At 70.4% G+C, this 17,226-nt stretch carries 16 protein-coding genes; 7 read left to right on the forward strand and 9 right to left on the reverse strand.

The window, feature by feature from the left end:
- Positions 1–64: 64 nt before the first annotated feature.
- The 4 genes from INP57_RS00180 to INP57_RS00195 all read right to left on the reverse strand — a co-directional run bounded on the left by INP57_RS00180 (position 65) and on the right by INP57_RS00195 (position 5,056).
- Positions 65–2,338, reverse strand: coding sequence for an oxidoreductase (locus INP57_RS00180; protein ID WP_200067955.1), 2,274 nt, complete (start codon positions 2,336–2,338; stop codon positions 65–67).
- Positions 2,339–2,605: 267 nt separating this feature from the next.
- Positions 2,606–3,358, reverse strand: a complete 753-nt coding sequence (locus INP57_RS00185) for an amino acid ABC transporter ATP-binding protein (protein ID WP_304611125.1) — start codon at positions 3,356–3,358, stop codon at positions 2,606–2,608.
- A 29-nt stretch (positions 3,359–3,387) separates the two neighbouring features.
- Complete coding sequence (locus INP57_RS00190; protein WP_200068628.1) at positions 3,388–4,182, reverse strand: amino acid ABC transporter permease; 795 nt, start codon at positions 4,180–4,182, stop codon at positions 3,388–3,390.
- Positions 4,183–4,249: 67 nt separating this feature from the next.
- Positions 4,250–5,056 carry a basic amino acid ABC transporter substrate-binding protein gene (locus INP57_RS00195; protein ID WP_200067956.1) on the reverse strand — a complete coding sequence of 269 codons (807 nt, stop codon included), beginning with the start codon at positions 5,054–5,056 and terminating at the stop codon, positions 4,250–4,252.
- A gap of 528 nt (positions 5,057–5,584) precedes the next feature.
- On the opposite strand from INP57_RS00195, the gene INP57_RS00200 reads away from it, so the two are divergent.
- Both INP57_RS00200 and INP57_RS00205 read left to right on the forward strand, forming a co-directional pair.
- Positions 5,585–6,376, forward strand: a complete 792-nt coding sequence (locus INP57_RS00200; protein ID WP_200067957.1) for an endonuclease/exonuclease/phosphatase family protein — start codon at positions 5,585–5,587, stop codon at positions 6,374–6,376.
- A gap of 130 nt (positions 6,377–6,506) precedes the next feature.
- A complete protein-coding gene (locus tag INP57_RS00205) occupies positions 6,507–6,692 on the forward strand; it encodes a PspC domain-containing protein (RefSeq protein ID WP_200067958.1) in 186 nt (61 codons plus the stop codon).
- A gap of 9 nt (positions 6,693–6,701) precedes the next feature.
- On the opposite strand, the gene INP57_RS00210 is transcribed toward INP57_RS00205, so the two are convergent.
- Positions 6,702–8,117, reverse strand: coding sequence for a M20/M25/M40 family metallo-hydrolase (locus tag INP57_RS00210; RefSeq protein WP_200067959.1), 1,416 nt, complete (start codon positions 8,115–8,117; stop codon positions 6,702–6,704).
- Between the two features lie 429 nt (positions 8,118–8,546).
- Between INP57_RS00210 and pdhA the strand changes: the two genes are divergently transcribed.
- From pdhA to INP57_RS00225, 3 genes are read left to right on the forward strand one after another with little or no spacing between them, the layout of a single operon-like run.
- Complete coding sequence (pdhA, locus tag INP57_RS00215) at positions 8,547–9,782, forward strand: pyruvate dehydrogenase (acetyl-transferring) E1 component subunit alpha (protein ID WP_200067960.1); 1,236 nt, start codon at positions 8,547–8,549, stop codon at positions 9,780–9,782.
- Positions 9,782–10,810, forward strand: coding sequence for an alpha-ketoacid dehydrogenase subunit beta (locus INP57_RS00220; protein ID WP_200067961.1), 1,029 nt, complete (start codon positions 9,782–9,784; stop codon positions 10,808–10,810). Before pdhA ends, INP57_RS00220 begins: the two co-directional genes overlap by 1 nt.
- A 12-nt stretch (positions 10,811–10,822) precedes the next feature.
- Positions 10,823–12,175: a dihydrolipoamide acetyltransferase family protein gene (locus tag INP57_RS00225; protein WP_200067962.1), complete on the forward strand. Its 1,353-nt coding sequence runs from the start codon at positions 10,823–10,825 to the stop codon at positions 12,173–12,175.
- Between the two features lie 58 nt (positions 12,176–12,233).
- Here INP57_RS00225 and INP57_RS00230 read toward each other — a convergent pair whose 3' ends face one another.
- Positions 12,234–12,458, reverse strand: a complete 225-nt coding sequence (locus tag INP57_RS00230; RefSeq protein WP_200067963.1) for a hypothetical protein — start codon at positions 12,456–12,458, stop codon at positions 12,234–12,236.
- Between the two features lie 492 nt (positions 12,459–12,950).
- Here INP57_RS00230 and INP57_RS00235 point away from each other — a divergent pair, with 492 nt between their 5' ends.
- Complete coding sequence (locus tag INP57_RS00235) at positions 12,951–13,487, forward strand: DUF4232 domain-containing protein (RefSeq protein WP_200067964.1); 537 nt, start codon at positions 12,951–12,953, stop codon at positions 13,485–13,487.
- A gap of 130 nt (positions 13,488–13,617) precedes the next feature.
- Here INP57_RS00235 and INP57_RS00240 read toward each other — a convergent pair whose 3' ends face one another.
- Positions 13,618–14,835, reverse strand: a complete 1,218-nt coding sequence (locus INP57_RS00240) for an acyl-CoA dehydrogenase family protein (protein ID WP_200067965.1) — start codon at positions 14,833–14,835, stop codon at positions 13,618–13,620.
- 36 nt (positions 14,836–14,871) lie between these two features.
- Positions 14,872–15,423 carry an SCP2 sterol-binding domain-containing protein gene (locus INP57_RS00245; protein WP_233626524.1) on the reverse strand — a complete coding sequence of 184 codons (552 nt, stop codon included), beginning with the start codon at positions 15,421–15,423 and terminating at the stop codon, positions 14,872–14,874.
- Positions 15,424–15,588: 165 nt separating this feature from the next.
- Here INP57_RS00245 and INP57_RS00250 point away from each other — a divergent pair, with 165 nt between their 5' ends.
- Positions 15,589–16,287, forward strand: coding sequence for a TetR/AcrR family transcriptional regulator (locus INP57_RS00250; protein WP_200067967.1), 699 nt, complete (start codon positions 15,589–15,591; stop codon positions 16,285–16,287).
- 60 nt (positions 16,288–16,347) lie between these two features.
- Here the strand turns inward: INP57_RS00250 and INP57_RS00255 are convergent, their stop codons facing one another.
- Positions 16,348–17,226 carry a MaoC family dehydratase gene (locus tag INP57_RS00255; protein ID WP_200067968.1) on the reverse strand — a complete coding sequence of 293 codons (879 nt, stop codon included), beginning with the start codon at positions 17,224–17,226 and terminating at the stop codon, positions 16,348–16,350.

Raw genomic sequence — 17,226 nt, forward strand, 5'->3', positions numbered from 1 at the left:
GTTCCGCGTCACCAGCACTTCGGGTGACGACCGGGAAGCGCGATCCGCCTGCCGCCGCGCCCGCTCAATGCTCCCGGCGCAGCGCCCTGGTGATGCCCGCCGCCACCGTGGTCGCCAGGATCCATCCTGCGGCGATGAGCACCACGGTGATCCACTGCGAATTGCCCTCGGCCCGCCACATCACGTCGTGCCCGAGGTTGATGATCGGCACCAACTGGTCGACGGTGTAGAGCAACGGGTTCCAGATCGGATTGTCCTCTTCGTTGATCGGCTCCAGCCGGTGGTAGCTGAACCAGACCGTGCCGCCCACCGCGAAGGCCAGCAGCCACAGCAACGCCCGCAGCGGCCGGTACCCGTAGGCGACCGTGCTGCGCTGCAACATGCTCCACAACCGGACCGAAGGCCGCAGCAGCCGCGGGGAGGCACCGGCCAGCGCCTGGTAGCGGCGGCGCTGCTTCTCGATCAGCACCGTGACCGCGTGTTCCTCGTTGCCGTTGTTGCGGAACACCTCGGCCAGCTGGTCGTACGGGCCGGGCTGGTAGCGGCCGGTGGTCGCGCGCAGCCACGACAACCGTTCCCGCACGCGCGCCGCGTCGGTGGGTTCGATCGGGTGGCTGAGGTTGTAGTACGTGAAGTCCTCGACGTCGACGCCGCGAGTCGCCGACCACGTCAAGGCGTTGTCGTCGAGCAGTTCGCACTGCGCCTGGCGCAGCACGACCCGGCCCTGCGGGGGCTGCGCGGGCAGCAGCATGATCTCCTGCGCCACCAGCCCGAACGCGTTGAAGGCGTTCGTCGAGCTCCCGTCGCCGAGCACGCAGCCCCAGAAGTTCGCCTGCCTGCCGATCACCGCCCGGCGCAGCTGCACCTCGCCTTCGGCGCGGAAGAACTGCTTGCCTTCCGCGCACACCAGGTCCCGGCCGATGCTCGCCGCCCGCAGGTCCAAAGAGGACTTGTACGCCTGGCGGTGCCGGTGCCAGGCGGGTTTGAGCAGTTGCGCGGCCCGCAGATCCACGTTCGCGCCGATGTTCGCGCCCTGCAGCTGCAACGTGCCGGTGATGTCGGCTTCGCGGCAGTCGAAGTTGCTGCCCACCTGGATCCGGTTGGCCTGCACGGTGTCGGTGCGCGGCCCGGCCAGGGACGCGCGGGTCAGTTGGAAGCTGCCGTGCACGCGCACGTCGACCATCCGCATCTGGCCGTGCAGCGTCGCTCCCACGGCTTCCAGGTTGCCGAGGACTTCCGTGCCGTCGAGGTGCAGCGCGCGCATCGGCTGGTCCACCGACGCCGCCGGGGAGCGCGCCCAGCTCAGGTCGATCTGCGCGCCCGCCATCCGCAGGTCGCCGCCGATCTTGCTGCTGACCAGGCGGATCGTGCCGCCGCTGCGGAAGTTCTGGTCGAGCTGCACGTCGCCGCGGACCTCGCCGCGGTCCAGCAGCAGCGTGCTGATCGGGTCGTCGTACTGGGACTCGCCGCGCTTGGGCGGGCTGACACCGGGTTCCAGCACCGCGTCGCGCAGCCGCAGGTCGCCCTGCAGGTGCGCGCTGGGCAAGTACAGCAGCCCGGCCACGGTGAACGGCGCGCCGCTGATCCGGTCCACGTCGCCGCGCAGGCTGCCGCCGATCTGGATGCCGTTGGCGTTGAGCGCGTTGCGCCCGCGGTTGCGCAGCGCGCCACCGGAGAAGTTCAGGTTGCCGCCGATCTTCGCCCCGGGGATGCGCACCTCGCCGGAGACCTTGATCCGCTGGCCGAGCATCGCGCCCGCCACCGCCAGCCGGTCGGCGTAGATCGCGCGACCGCCGGGGTTGCGCAGCTCCGAATCGTCGAGCTGCAGCGAGCCGCCGAGTTCGGCGTCGGCCAGGTCCACCGTGCCGCCGACGCTGGTGCAGTTGCGCAGCACCGTGTCGTGGCTGGTGTGCAGGTTCCGGCCGTTGAGCCCGGGGAACCGGCAGTGCCACAGCACCAGGCCGGTCAACGTGGCCTGCCGCAGGTCCGGCCGCATGTCGAAGCGGCAGCGCACGAACTCCAGCAGGTAGGGCAGTTCGGCCGCGCGCAGGTCCAGCCTGCCGGTGATCACGGCGTCCTCGATGCGCACCACCGGCTGCTGCCCGCCGCGGCGCCAGAACGCGCGCCAACCCTGCTCGTCGGGGGATTCGACGAGTTTGCGGGTCAGGTACTCGCCGCGGATCTCCCGCTCCGGGTCGTACATGTCGGCGTGCACGTCGAGCGGGATCACCGGCGTGTCCTGGCGGCGGCCCCACGCCCTGCCCTGCCCGAGCAGGTCGTCGAGCCGCTGCTCGGCGGTCGTCGGCGCCCCGGCGTTGTCCCACGGCCTGTTCGGCACGGTCCTCCCCGACTTCGGTCCGGCACAGCTGTTGATCCGGCACAGCTGTTGATCCGGCGAATCGCCGGAACAGTAGTAGATCAACTACCACCGACAGTTCAGACGCTCGAGTTCAGCCTGAGGTTGTGACCCCCGCGGGCGACACCGCCGAGGGAGCGGTATGCCGCCGCACGGCGCAGGATCCATGCCGTCGAATGTCCGATGAGGACTCGTCGATCTCGCGTAATCTCGATATTCGCGAGAATCGATCGCCGAGTCCGATGATTTTCACGCGTGGCTGCGCGTCGGATCGAGCACCCTGGCCAGGAACGCGCGGGTGCGCTCCTCCTTCGGCGAGCCGATCACCTCGGACGGCGGCCCCTGCTCGACGATCCCGCCGCCGTCCATGAACAGCACCCGGTCGGCGACCTCCCTGGCGAACTGCATCTCGTGGGTGACCACCAGCATCGTCATGCCCTCGTCGGCGAGCCCGCGCATCACGCCCAGCACGTCGCCGACCAGCTCGGGGTCCAGAGCCGATGTCGGCTCGTCGAACAGCATCACGTTCGGATCCATCGACAGCGCCCGCGCGATCGCCACCCGCTGCTGCTGCCCGCCGGACAGCTGCGCGGGCATCGCCTCCGCCTTCTCCGCGAGCCCGACCCTGCCGAGGTTCTCGCGCGCGATCCGCTCGGCATCGGCCCGCTGCCTGCGCAGCACCTTCCGCTGCGCCACCGCGAGGTTGTCCAGCACGTCGAGGTGCGTGAACAGGTTGAAGCCCTGGAAGACCATGCCGATGTGCCTGCGCGCGGCGTCGATGTCCGCGTCCGGGTCGGTCAGCTCCACCCCGTCCACCGAGACCTGCCCCGAGGTCGGCTGCTCCAGCAGGTTCACACAGCGCAGCAACGTGGACTTGCCCGAGCCGGACGGCCCGATCACGCACACCACCTCGCCGCGCTGCACCCGCACATCGACGCCGCGCAGCACCTCCAGCGAGCCGAACGACTTGCCCAGACCGGAGATCTCGATCATCGCGTGCATCCGGTGCTCCTGTTCCGACGTGCCGGTGCTCATTGGGTACCCGACGGGACCCGGCCGCCGTAGCGGCGCTCCAGCCGGTTCGACAACCGCGACAGCGGGATCGTGATGATCAGGTAGCACAGCCCGGCCAGCAGGATCGGGGTCAGCGACTGGTACTGGGTCAACGCGGCGCGGCCGAACTTCGCGAGCTCGTACTGCGCGGTGGACAACCCGAGCAGGTAGATCAGCGACGAGTCCTTGGTGAGCAGGATCAGCTCGTTCGTCAGCGGCGGCAGGATGATCCGGAACGCCTGCGGCATCACCACCGTGACCATCGCGCGGGCGCTGGACATGCCCAGCGAGCGCGCCGCCTCGACCTGCCCGGCGGGCACCGCCTGCACCCCGGCGCGGATCGTCTCGGCCATGTAGGCCGCGCCGACCAGGCCCAGGCTCAACATCACCGTGGAGTAGATGTCGAAGACCAGCTGGAACGCGATCGGTACCCCGTAGCCCAGCGCGATGAACACCAGCAGCGCGGGCACGCCGCGGAAGAACTCGACGTAGACCGCGGCGATCCACCGGTACGGCGCCACCGAGGACAACCGCATCAGCGCGAGCACCACGCCCAGCACCAGGCCGAAACCGAAGCCGAGCGCGGTGTAGACGACGGTGTTCAGCAGCGCGCTGATGATGATCGCCGGGAATTGCGCGGCGGCGACTTCGACGTCGAAGAACGCCGAAGCGATCCGCCCCCAGTCGGCGAAGATCGCCAGCAGCACGGCCGCGAGCACCAGGATCGCGTACTGCACGCCGCGGGTGATCTTGCTGCGCTGCCGCTTGCTCATCCGCGGCGCCGTCGCGGTGTCGGTCGTGGTCATCGCCGTCCCCGGCCTCGTCCCGTGGTTCCGCCGCTCATGGCCGGTCCGGCGGCTTGCCGATCCACTTCTGGTAGATCCGGTCGTACTCGCCGTCGGCCTTGGCCTTGGCCAACGACTCGTTGACCTTCGCCAGCAGCGGCCCGTTGCCCTGCTGCACGCCGATGCCGTACTTCTCCCCGGTGGGGATCTCGGTGCTCACTTCGGTGTCCGGGTTGTTCTTGGCGAAGTGCAGCAGCACGCCGTTGTCGTTGATCGCCGCGTCGACGCTGCCGTTCTGCACGCTGGACTCCAGCAGCGCGACGTCCTCGTACTGGCGGACCTGGTAGCCGAACTCGGCCCGGTGCTCGTTGGCGTACTCCTCGCCGGTGGTGCCGAGCTGCACGCCCAGCACCTTGCCGCGCAGCGCTGCCAGCTCCTTGTCCGCGGCGCCCTTCTTGACCAGCAGCGCCTGGTCGGCGTCGAAGTACGGGTCGGAGAAGTTCATGTTCTGCTGCCGGGTGGGCGTGATCGTGATCGCCGCGGCGGCCACGTCGCACTTGCGGGTGTTGAGCGCCTCGCCGGACTGGATGCCCTCGAACGGCGTGTCGAACAGTTCCTGCTGCAGGCCCAGGTCGCGGGCGATGTAGTCCACCAGTTCCACGTCGAAGCCGACCTTCTTGCCGTCCTGGACGAACTGGAACGGCTCGTACGGCAGGTGCGTGCAGGTGGTGAGCTTGCCGGGGCGCGTGAACCGCAGCTGCCCGTCCTCGCCGACCGGGGCGATGGACTTCGCGCAGCCCGCCGCGGTGAGCAGCAGAACGGGCAGCAGGGCGAGCGCTTTCCAAGTTCTCCGACGCGCCACGACGTCTCCTAAGTGGGTCTCCTGGTGGGCGAGAACGCGAGTGCTCCGGATCCTGCCACTCGAAATGATCGGATTCTCCCGCGCGATGTTTCGAATCAGTCAATTTTTCGGCTTGCTGGGCGAAAACGCCGGTGCCGCCGGAACCGAACCGCGCGGTTCGCCGAGAACGCGCGCCGCCCACCTTGCTGTTGCACGTCGTAGTTGCGTCCCGACCGAGATCGCGGCTGTAGTTTCATGCGCCGATCGTGGCCGGTCAACAGAAAGTTCACCACGCGGATCTAAACTCGTGCGCTGCAAGATCACCTCCACAGCTACGAGGTTGCTCCATTCGGACCGTCCCGCTGCACCGGTCGGAGCCGTCCGCCGTGATCACTTTTTCCGGCCGATTCCCACTTTTGCGGAAATGTGTGGGAAAGACGAACACCGCAATGGCCGATTCGGCCGCTGTCGAACGGCCGTGAGCTTCGGCAGACTGCGCCGTCGACAGGGGAACGACACCGCCGAGACGAGAACAAGGAGATCAGGTCGATGACCGACGGCCACTTATCCAGCGGAGTAGCCCGGCGGCTCTCGCTCGCGGGCGCGTTGCTCGCCTGCGTGGGCTTCGCCGTACCGGCCGCCGCGGACACCGCGACGGCCGCGCCCGCAGCCGGGTTCGATGTGCTGCAGCTCAACGTTTGCCACAGCGGTTCCGCGGAGTGCCCCTCGACGGGCAACGCGGTCGAGTCCGGGATCGCAGCCGTGCGGGAGCGCGCCCCGAGGATCGTCACGATCAACGAGGTCTGCGCGCACGACGTCACGAAGATGACCCGCGAAACCGGTTACCACGCCGAATTCACCCCGGCGCGTGCCGCCGACGGCGCGCCGGCGGCCTGCACCGACGGCCGCGGCGACTACGGCATCGCGGTGCTCGCCCACCCCGACCTCGGAGCGGTCAGCGGCGCGGTCACCGAGCAGGTCTTCACCGCGCAGGACGGCACCGGGCAGCAGCGGGTCGCGCTGTGCGCACCGTTCTCCTCGTTCGCGGCCTGCACCTCGCAGCTTTCGGCGGCCGATCCGCAGGTCGCCGCGCAGCAGTGCGCGGAGCTCAGCGAGGTGGCCACCGGCCTGGGCAGGCCGACGGTGCTCGGCGGCGATTTGAACCTGCGCCACGGCGCGGCACCGGACGTGCAGGACTGCGTGCCCAGCGGTTGGGTGCGGACCGGCGACGGCTCGGTGCAGCACGTGTTCAACAGCGCCGACTTCGCCTTCGAGCGGACCGAGAACCTCCCGCTCGACGGGACCGACTACCCGGGCCTGGTCGTCGAGCTCTCGCACTGAGCGGCGAACGGGTCGGGCTGCCGCGCGTTGTACTGGACGGCCCCGCGCGATCTCCGGGTGGCCCCCGATGCGGCAAGTCGTCGCAATCTTGCACGATTACCGCAAACGATCACCGAAGCAGGAGGAGACGATGAGCAGCCTGACCCGACCCAAGCACGGCACTTTGATCGCGGGGGTGTGCGCCGGGCTGGCCGACCGGTTCGGCATGAAGACCGGCCTGGTGCGGTTCCTGTTCATCCTGTCGTGCCTGCTGCCGGGCCCGCAGTTCGTGCTCTACATCGTGCTGTGGATCGTGATGCCCAAGAACTCCTACTGATCGAGCGGCTCAGCGCCGGGCGTGCGCGTCCAGTGCGTAGGCGATCGCGGTGCTGACCTTGGCCGCGTAGGCGAGGTCCAGCGATTCGTCCGGCACGTGGGCGTTGCTGCCCGGCCCCAGCGCCCCGGTCACCACGAACTGGGCGTCCGGGTAGGCGTCCTGCAGGATGCCCATCAGCGGGATGGATCCGCCGACGCCCATGGTGCGCCAGCCGCCCTCGAACACGTCGTCGCTGACCTCGTCCAGCGCCTCGGACAGCCACGGCTCGACTTCCGGGGCGTTCCAGCCCGCGGCGCCGTCGGAGAGCGGGAAGGTCACTTCGGCGCCGTAGGGCACGTCCGTGGACAGCGCCTTGCGCAGCGCCTCCAGCGCGGTCTCCGGGTCCGTGGTCGGCGGAGTGCGCACGCTCAGCGCGAGCGTGGTGAACGGGCGCAGCACGTTGCCCGCGTCCGCCAGCGCCGGTAGCCCCTCCGCGCCGATGACCGACACCGCGGGGCGCCAGGTGTTGTTCAACGCGAGTTCGACCTCGTCCTCGCTGACCGGGCGCATCCCTTCCCTGGTGGGCACCGAGTCACGGGTCATGCCGGGCACGGCTTCGATCGCCGCGCGAGCCTCGGCGACGCGGTTGGGCGGGATCTGCACGTTCAGCTCCGGCAGCAGCACTTCGCCGGTAGCGGAGTCCTCGACCCGGTCCAGCAGGCTGCGCAGGACGCGGAACGAGCTCGGCACGATTCCGCTGGCCATGCCGGAGTGCTGGCCGCTGTCGAGCACCCGCACCTGCACGCCCACCCGCACGTCCCCGCGCAGCGAGGTCGTCAGCCACAACCGCCGGTAGTCCGCCGCACCGGAATCCAGGCACACCACCAGCGACACGTGCCCGAGCCGGTCGGCCAGGTGCGCCACGTAGGCGGGCATGTCCGGGCTGCCGGACTCCTCACCGGTCTCCAGCACCAGCACGCATCGCGCGTGCGAGCCGCCGTGCGCGCGCACGGCTTCGATGGCGCTGATCGCGGCGTAGGGCGCATAGCCGTCGTCGACGCTGCCGCGCCCGTAGAGGCGGCCGTCGCGCACCACCGGCGTCCACGGGTCCAGGCCCTCCGACCAGCCTCCGACCGGCGGCTGCTTGTCCAGGTGGCCGTAGAGCAGCACGGTCTCCTGCACGGCTCCGGCACTGGCCGGGATGTCCACCAGCAGCAGCGGGGTGCGCCCGGGCAACCGGACTTCTTCGAGGTGCGCGCCGGGGATCCCGCGCGCCGCGATCCAGTCGCGCACGTGCGCGATCGCGGCGTCGAGGCGGCCGCCGGCCGCCCAGTCCGCGTCGTAGGCCGGCGATACCGCCGGAATCCGGACGAGGTCGCTGAGGCTGGGCAGCACCGAGTCCTGCCACGCCTGCTGCACGGTCTTGCGCACGGCGGAACGATCCATGTTCGCGATCGTATGCCCGCAGCACGCGCAGCAGGCCCGGCGCTCGCCGCGACCGGAACGCCGGGCACGACCGGCAACGTTGGCAATTTCCAACGGAGGTCGATGATCATTCGCCCGCAGTGTCGGTACCGCGATCGTTCCAAGCACGTCATTCGGACGCCCATTGCTTTGATGACCTGGCGTTTTGGCCTCGCCGACCGCGAACTACGGTGCGCCGCGGGACGATCTCCGGGCGCGTCGCGCGCGGCGTTCGCCCCTGTGGCAGGGCTCACTGATCCGGGGATTTCCGTGCCAGGATTGGCCCAGAGCGATCCAACCGCTCCCGGTCGAGAACCCGCGCGGCCCCAACCCCGGTCGCACGGTCCCGGCCGGGGTTGCCGGGCAGCGTCGCCACAAGCGGCCGCCCGGCGTGACATATAGGAGATCCGCATGTCCCCGGAACACTGGACGCGACCGCTCCGACCAGGAGACGAGCACGACAACGACGTCGCCACCGGCCCCCCTGCCGCTACCGCAGCGAAACCCACACGGGAGCAGGTGATCGCGGGCTTGCGCGCGACGAGCGAAGGTGGAGCCGACCTGGTTCAGCTCCTCACCCCGGAAGGCCAGCGGGTGCACCACCCCGACTTCGGCCTGGACATCGGCGACGAGCAGCTGCGCGGGCTGTACCGCGACATGGTGCTGGTGCGCCGCTTCGACCGCGAAGGCAATGCGCTGCAGCGCCAGGGCCAGCTGGGCATCTGGGTGCCGCTGCTGGGCCAGGAGGCCGCGCAGATCGGCGCGGGCCGCGCGCTGCGCCCGCGGGACATGGCCTTCCCCAGCTACCGCGAGCACGGGATCGCGTGGTGCCGCGGGCTGGACCCGACCGAGCTGCTGGGCATCTTCCGCGGCACCGACCACGGCAGCTGGGACCCGGTGGCCACCGGGATGCACCTGTACACGATCGTCATCGGCAACCAGGCGCTGAACGCGGCCGGCTACGCGATGGGCCAGAAGTTCGAGGGCAAGGTCGGCGACGACGACGGCGAGGCCACCATGTGCTTCTTCGGCGACGGCGCGACCAGCCAGGGCGACGTGCACGAGGCGATGGTCTGGGGTTCGGTCTACGACGCGCCGCTGGTGCTGTTCTGCCAGAACAACCAGTGGGCGATCTCCGAGCCGGTGGAGCGCCAGACCCGCAGCCCGCTGTACGAGCGCGCGGGCGGCTACGGCTTCCCCGGCATCCGCGTCGACGGCAACGACGTGCTGGCCAGCCTCGCGGTCTCGCGCTGGGCGCTGGACGAGTGCAGGCACGGCAACGGGCCGGTGCTGGTCGAAGCGTTCACCTACCGGATGGACGCGCACACCAGCAGCGACGACCCGACCCGCTACCGGCTCGCCGACGAGCTCGAGGCGTGGAAGCTCAAGGACCCGATCGAGCGGCTGCGGGTGCACCTGGTGCGCGAGCAGCTCGCGGATCAGGACTTCTTCGACGGCGTGCAGGCCGAGTCCGACGAACTGGCCGCCCGGTTCCGCGAGTTCTGCTTCGCCATGCCCGAGCCGGATCCGGAACGGATCTTCTCCGAGGTCTACGCCCAGCCCAGTCCCGAACTGGACGCCCAGCGGGAGGGCTACCTGAACTACTTGGACGGCTTCGCCGACCAACCGCGAGGAGGTGTGCGCTGATGGCCGCGCCCGCGATGGAACGCGCCGGCAACGGCGCCCGCACCGACCAGACCGCGCGGACGGCGACGCTGGCGAAGAGCCTGAACATGGGCCTGCGCGCCGCGCTGGAGAGCGACCCGAAAGTCCTGATCATGGGCGAGGACGTGGGCAAGCTCGGCGGTGTCTTCCGGGTCACCGACGGCCTGCAGAAGGACTTCGGGCAGCACCGCGTGCTGGACACCCCGCTGGCCGAGGCCGGGATCATCGGCACCGCGGTCGGACTGGCCATCCGCGGCTTCCGCCCGGTCTGCGAGATCCAGTTCGACGGGTTCATCTTCCCCGGCTTCGACCAGATCGTCTCGCAGCTGGCGAAGCTGCACTACCGCAGCCAGGGCAAGGTCAAGATGCCGGTCGTGGTGCGGGTGCCGTTCGGCGGCGGCATCGGCGGGGTGGAGCACCACTCGGAGTCGCCGGAATCGCTGTTCGCGCACGTCGGCGGGCTGCGAGTGGTCGCGTGCTCGAACCCGGCCGACGCCTACTGGATGTTGCAGCAGGCGATCGCCAGCGACGATCCGGTGCTGTTCTTCGAGCCGAAGCGGCGCTACTACGAGAAGGCCGAGCTGGACGTGGCCGCCGAGCCGCCGCCGCTGTTCAGCTCGCGCGTGCTGCGCCGGGGCACGTCGGCGACGCTGGCCGCGTACGGGCCGCTGGTGTCCACCTGCCTCACGGCGGCGGACGCCGCCGCCGAGGAGGGCACCGAGCTGGAGGTCATCGACCTGCGCACGCTGTCCCCGCTGGACCTGGGCCCGGTGTTCGAGTCGGTGCGCCGCACCGGCAGGCTGGTGCTGGCCAGCGAGGCGCCGCCCGAGTCGTCGATCACCTCGGAGATCACCACCCGCGTGCAGCAGGAGTGCTTCTACTCGCTGGAGGCGCCGGTGCTGCGGGCGACCGGCTTCGACTCCCCGTACCCGCCGAGCAAGCTGGAGAAGCACTACCTGCCCGATCTCGACCGGGTGCTCGACGCCGTCGACCGCTCGCTGGCGTTCTGAGGGGAGCGTTCGATGCCGCAGCTCAAGCACTTCCCGCTACCGGACGTCGGGGAAGGGCTCACCGAGGCCGAGATCCTCGGCTGGAAGGTGGCGCCCGGCGACGCGGTCGCGGTGAACCAGGTGTTCGTGGAGATCGAGACGGCCAAGGCGGCGGTCGAGCTGCCGTGCGCCTACTCCGGCAAGGTGGTCGAACTGCTCGCCGAGCCGGGGCAGACCGTCGAGGTCGGCACGCCGATCATCTCGATCGACCTGGACCCCGACGGCGCCGACGCGCCTGCGGGGCCGCCAGCGAACGGTGCACCGCAGCGGACCGACCAGGACGCCACGCCGAACCTGGTCGGTTACGGGCCGCAGGCCACCAGTTCCAAGCGCCGCCCGCGCAAGGCGCCCGCCAGCGCGGACACCGCGCAGGAGGCGTTGCAGGGCGCGATGCAGGGCGCCCCGGTGGCGTTGCAGGAGGAACCGGCCGCGAGCTGGTCCCCGCCGTCCAAGCGGGTCGAGCCGGAATCCGGCTCGGTTCCGCAGGCGAAGCCGCCGGTGCGCAAGCTCGCCAAGGACCTGGGCGTGGACCTGCGGGCGCTGACCGGGTCCGGCGCGGGCGGAGTGATCACCCGCGAGGACGTCGAAACGGCCGCGCGACCGGCACCCGCCGAGCCCGCGACCGGAGCCCGGGAGCACCGGGTACCGATCAAGGGCGTCCGCAAGGCCACCGCCCAGGCAATGGTGCAGAGCGCCTTCACCGCACCGCACGTCACGGAGTTCCTCACGGTCGACGTGACGCCGATGATGCAGCTGCGCGAGCGGCTCAAGTCGGACCCGGAGTTCCGGGACGTGAAGATCACTCCGCTGGCGTTCGCCGCGAAGGCGCTGTGCCTGGCCGTGCGCCGGACTCCGGACGTCAACGCGACCTGGGACGAAGCCGCCGGTGAGATCGTCTACAAGGACTACGTGCACCTCGGGGTCGCGGCGGCCACGCCGCGCGGCCTGGTGGTGCCGAAGGTCCGCGACGCCGACGGCATGTCGCTGCGATCGCTCGCGGCTGCGCTGCAGGAGTTGACCACGACCGCGCGCGACGGCAAGACCGCTCCGGCGGACCTGGTCGGCGGCACGATCACGATCACCAACGTCGGCGTGTTCGGCGTGGACACCGGTACCCCGATCCTGAATCCGGGGGAGTCGGCGATCCTCGCGTTCGGCGCGGTCCGGGACCTGCCGTGGGTCGTCGACGGCCAGGTCGTGCCGCGCAAGGTGTGCCAGCTGGCGCTGAGCTTCGACCACCGGGTGGTCGACGGCCAGCAGGGCTCGCGGTTCCTCGCCGACGTCGGCGCGCTGCTCGCCGACCCGGGGATGGCGCTGACCTACTGACGCCGAAGGCCGGGTCCGCGCCGTTCGCGCGGGCCCGGCCCTGGTCAGCGGGGAGAGCTCAGTCCTCCTTGCGGCGGCGCCCGCCGGAGCGGGTGGCGCTCTTGGTCTGCGCTGCTTGACCGGACTGCGTCGCGGCCGCGGTGTCCTGCTGTTCGGACTCACCGGACTCGCCGCCGAAGTCGAAGCTGTGCGAGTCGAACTCGTGCACGTCGATCTCGGGCAGACCGCCGAGCTCGTTGTTCAGCTCGCCGAAGATCGGTGTACCTGGATCGGGCTTGTTCACCGCTTCGCCCTCCCATTTCGTTCTCGAAGCCGTGTTGCCGGTGCGGACGGCCGCCGCGCGGCGACGGCACAGGGCGCGAGGGGCTTCAGCAGCCAACGGCACGGCGCGGACCCACGCGTCCACTGTGCCGATCGAACGCGAACTGGTCCGTTCGCCTCGCGTCGACCACCGGCATTCATCCCTACGGGTGATGGTGATGAACCCTGCCATGATGCCTTCCATTCCGGCCGGAAGTCAGGCACCCCCCGGGATCTTGCACTCTCAAGTGCAACACCGCCCGGTGTTCGCCGATTCCCGGGAGTGGCGATCGCCACTGCTGCCAACCGGCCGACCGAGCCGCCGCGCATGCCGTTTCCTAGGGCATTTCCGCAGGTCGGATCGAAAGAAGTGTTCCACGTCACAGCGAGTCAACGTCGAGCACCCTCCGCGCATCACACGAATGTGTGGCGGTGCGGGGCACCGCCCCCAACCGACTTGAGGAGTGTGAGCGGAATGTTCAACAACAAGCGCAGCAGCACCGGCCGGATCGCCGCGATCGCCGGATCGGCGGTGCTCGCCGGCCTGCTGCTCGGCGGCACGGCGCAGGCCATGCCCGACGACCACCCGGGCTACGACCGCTACTGCACCGCGGACCAGGTCGACGTCGGCATCACGCCGCTCGACCACAGCACGATGCAGGCCGGCGCGGACGTGCAGTTCACCGCGAAGCCGGGCCAGAGCTGCCAGCTCGGCGGCGCGCCCGGGCTGACCTTCCTGGACGGGCAGGGCAAGCCGCTCGGCATCAGCACCGAGCGGGCGGGCGGCGACGCCGCGGACCACGTCGTCGACGGGCAGCACGCGGTGAACGCGAGCTTCCACTACCAGGTCACCGACCCGAACACCGGCGACGCGCTGCCCGGCCCGACGCCGGCGTCGGTGGACGTCGCCTTCCCCGGCCCGGTCGCGCCCTACACCGTGAACGTGCCCTGGAACGGCACTTCCGTGCCCGGCCCGGTCTCGATCAGCGACGTCGCCCCGGCGCAGGGCTGACCGGCACCGGCGCGGACCCGACCCGCACCGCCTGAGCCGGGTACCAGTCTCAGGCGCGGCGGGCAGCGGGCACCCCGGCCGGCGGCGAGCCGGCGGACCGGACCGGCAAGATCCGGGAACCGTTCGGCGCCTACTGGATGTGCCTGCCCGAGATGGAGCGGGCGACCACCAGCTGCTGGATCTGCTCGGTGCCCTCGAAGATGTCGTAGATCTTGGCGTCCCGGTGCATCCGCTCGACGGGGAACTCGCGGGTGTAGCCGTTGCCGCCGAGGATCTGGATCGCGCGCTCGGTCGCCCAGGTGGCGACCCGCCCGGCCTTGAGCTTCGACATCGAGCCCTCACCGGCGGTGAACGGCTCGTCGTTGCGGCCCATCCAGGCCGCCCGCCAGACCAGCAGCCGCGCCGCGTCGATCTCGGTGCGCATGTCGGCGAGGGTGAACGCGATCGACTGGTTGTCGATGATCGGCCGCCCGAAGGTCTCCCGCTGCTTGGCGTATTCCAAGGCGTGCTCGTAGGCGGCGCGCGCGATGCCGAGGGCCTGCGAGCCGACGGTGGGCCGGGACAGCTCGAAGGTCTTCATCGCGGCCTGCCCGCCACCTGCGGCCTTGCCGCCTTCGCGGGCGCGGGCGAGCTTCTCGTCGAGCTTGTCCTTGCCGCCGAGCAGGCAGCTGCCGGGCACCCGCACGTCGTCCAGGAAGATGTCGGCGGTGTGCGAGGCGCGCAGGCCGTGCTTCTTGATCTTGCTGGGGGACTCCAGCCCCTTGGTGCCGGGCGGGATCACGAACGCGGCCTGCCCGCGCGAGCCCAGCTCGGAGTCGACGACCGCCTGCACCACGTGCACGTTCGCGATGCCGCCGTTGGTGGCCCACGCCTTCTGGCCGTTGAGCACCCATTCGTCCTTGGCCTCGTCGTAGACCGCGCGGGTGCGCATCGCCGAGACGTCGGAACCGGCGGCGGGCTCGGACGAGCAGAACGCGGCGACCTTCGGGTCGTCGGCGTCGCCGTAGCACTGCGGCACCCACTCGGCCATCTGGTCCGGAGTGCCCGCGGCGAAGATGCCCGCCACCGCCAGCGTGGTGCCGAAGATCGCCATGCCGATGCCGCCGTCGCCCCAGAACAGCTCCTCGTTGGCGATCGGCAGCGACAGACCGGTGTCGTCGGCCCAGAACGTGGCGACCGTCTCGAAGCCGTAGAGGCCGATCTTGGCGGCTTCCTGGATGACCGGCCACGGGGTCTGCTCCCGCTCGTCCCACTCGGCGGCCGCGGGGCGGATGACCTTCTCCGCGAATCCGTGCACCCATTCCCGCAGGTCGCGGTGTTCCTCGCTCAGTTCAAGGGAGAAGCTCATCGATTTCCTTCGCGCGTCGGGCCGGTGGTGTGCGGGTCAGGCCTTGGGGATCTGGAAGAGTTTGGTGAGCCCGGCGGCGAAGCCGACGTCCCCGGCGACCTTCAGCTTGCCGGTCATGAACTGCACCGGAGCGGAGGCGTTGCCGGAGACCAGTTTCAGGAACTCCACCGGCGTGATCATGATCGTGACCCGCGGGTCGTCGTGCTGCGGCTCCTTGTTGACCGTGCAGGTGCCGCCGGTGAGCACGGTTTCGTAGCGCACGGTGTCCGCGTCCTCGGTACCGATGCGCCACCGCACCACCGCCTCGGTGGAGCGCGCCTTCTCGGCCTTGTAGTGCTCGCCCATCCGCCGGAACACCTCGTCGAGCACCTGCACGCGCAGCTCCGGGCGCGCCATGACGGCCTCGACCTGGGCCGCGGAGGCGCGGGAGATGAGCTTGGCGAACTGCTCCGGCCGCAGCGCGCTGAGGTCGGCGGTGCCCTGCTTGGCGTGCTCGGAGGCGGCTGCCAGGAGTTCCACGAACTCCTCGTTGCCGACCTTCTTCGGGTCTGCCTCGGCGAGCGCGCCGATCGGGTCCGGCTGGGACATGGTGACCTCCATTTACCTACTCGCTAGTAAGACTACGCGCGAGTAGGTTAGTGGGCAAGGCATGCGCGTGATCGTTGCTGTTCTAGCCTGATCGGCGCGCGCACGGGCGGTTTTCGGCCGGAACGGCCCGGATGGCCGGTTGGAACGGCCCGAACAGGAGGTGGGATGCAGGCAGCCGGTGGGAGCCAGGCCGACGAGGACGACGGCGACGGGCCGCGGCGCCCGCGCAGCCGGCGGCTGCCGCGGTCGGTGCGGGAACGCCAAATCCTCGACGCCGCCGTCGAGTCCTTCGCGGCGCGCGGCTTCCACCTCGCGTCGATGGACGAGATCTCGGAGTTCGCGGGCATCTCGAAACCGATGATCTACGCGTACCTCGGTTCCAAGGAAGAGCTGTTCATCGCCTGCATCCAGCGCGAGGCGAACCGGTTGATCGAAGCCATCGGCACGGCGGTCGAACCGGACCTGCGCCCGGACGAGCAGCTCTGGCGCGGGCTGCGGGTGTTCTTCGACTACGTGCAGCGGAACCGGGCGAGCTGGACGATCCTGCACCGCCAGGCCGCGACCGGTGGCGAGCCGTTCTCCTCCGAGTTCGCCCAGTGGCGGCAGCAGGCGATGGCGCTGATCTCGACGTTGCTGGCACGTGCGACCGAATCCGCCGCGCAGCCGATGCAGCCGCAGCAGATGGAGCCGTTCGCCGCGGCCCTGGTCGGTGCGGGGGAGTCGCTGCTGGACTGGTGGGTGGAGCATCCCGAGCACACCGCCGACGGCCTGGCCATGCGCCTGATGAACCTGGCGTGGATGGGCTTCGGCGACCTGGTCGAAGGACGTTCCTGGAGCCCGCGGGTCCCGGACCAGCCGGAGTGAGCCGCCGGGCACCGCGGCAAGCCCCGCCCGCAGCCGAGCGGGGCTTGCGCGCCCGCGAAATCAGCGCAACCGGCCCTGCAGGTGCGGCTTGCCGGAGCGGGAGTGCACGGCGAACCGGGCGTCCCGGCCGGGCCGTGCGGTTCCCGTGCCCGGGCCGACCCCCGTGCCTGGGCCGGCCTCGGTGAACTCGACGGTCGAGGGCAGCAGCAGCGGTTTCACGAAGTCGACGTCCACGGTGAACGACTCCGGCAGCCTGCCGTCGAACGCCGCCAGCGCCCGCGCCTTCGTCCACATGCCGTGCGCGATCGCGCGCGGGAAGCCCAGCACCTTCGCCGACCACGGGTGCAGGTGGATCGGGTTGCGATCCCCGGACACCGCCGCATAACGGCGCCCCTGATCGCCGGGGACCCGCCAGGTCGCGGTCGGCGCGCCCGGTTCGACCTCGGCGGCCCGCTCGGCGTGCGGCGCGGAGTCGTCGGGCTTGCCGCGGCGCAGGTAGGTGCTGGTCTCGCTCCACACCATCTCGCCGCCGACGCTGGTCTCGGCGATCACGTCGAGCTGCTTGCCCTTCGGGTGCGCGCGCAGGTTCGCCACCCGCACCCGCTGGTCGAGCACGTCGGTGACCCGCAACGGCCGGTGCACCGTGATGCTGTTGGCCACGTGCACCAGTCCGACCAGCGGAAACGGGAATCCGGGGTCGGTCATCAACCGCACCGACAGACCGAACGAGAGCACGTGCGGGTAGGTCGGCGGCAGCTCGTCGCGCAGCCCGAACCCGCAGACCCGGTTGTACTCGGCGAGGTGCGCCTGGTCGATCTCGATGCCGCGGCGCACGTACTCGGTCTGCGGCAGTTCCCCGCCGCGCCGCAGCGGGCCGGAGGTGACCGCCTTCAGGTACAGCGCCGAGAGATTCGGGGCGGAGTCGACTTCGGTGCTCAT

Source organism: Saccharopolyspora galaxeae, from assembly GCF_016526145.1.
GTDB classification, from domain to species: Bacteria; Actinomycetota; Actinomycetes; order Mycobacteriales; family Pseudonocardiaceae; genus Saccharopolyspora_C; species Saccharopolyspora_C galaxeae.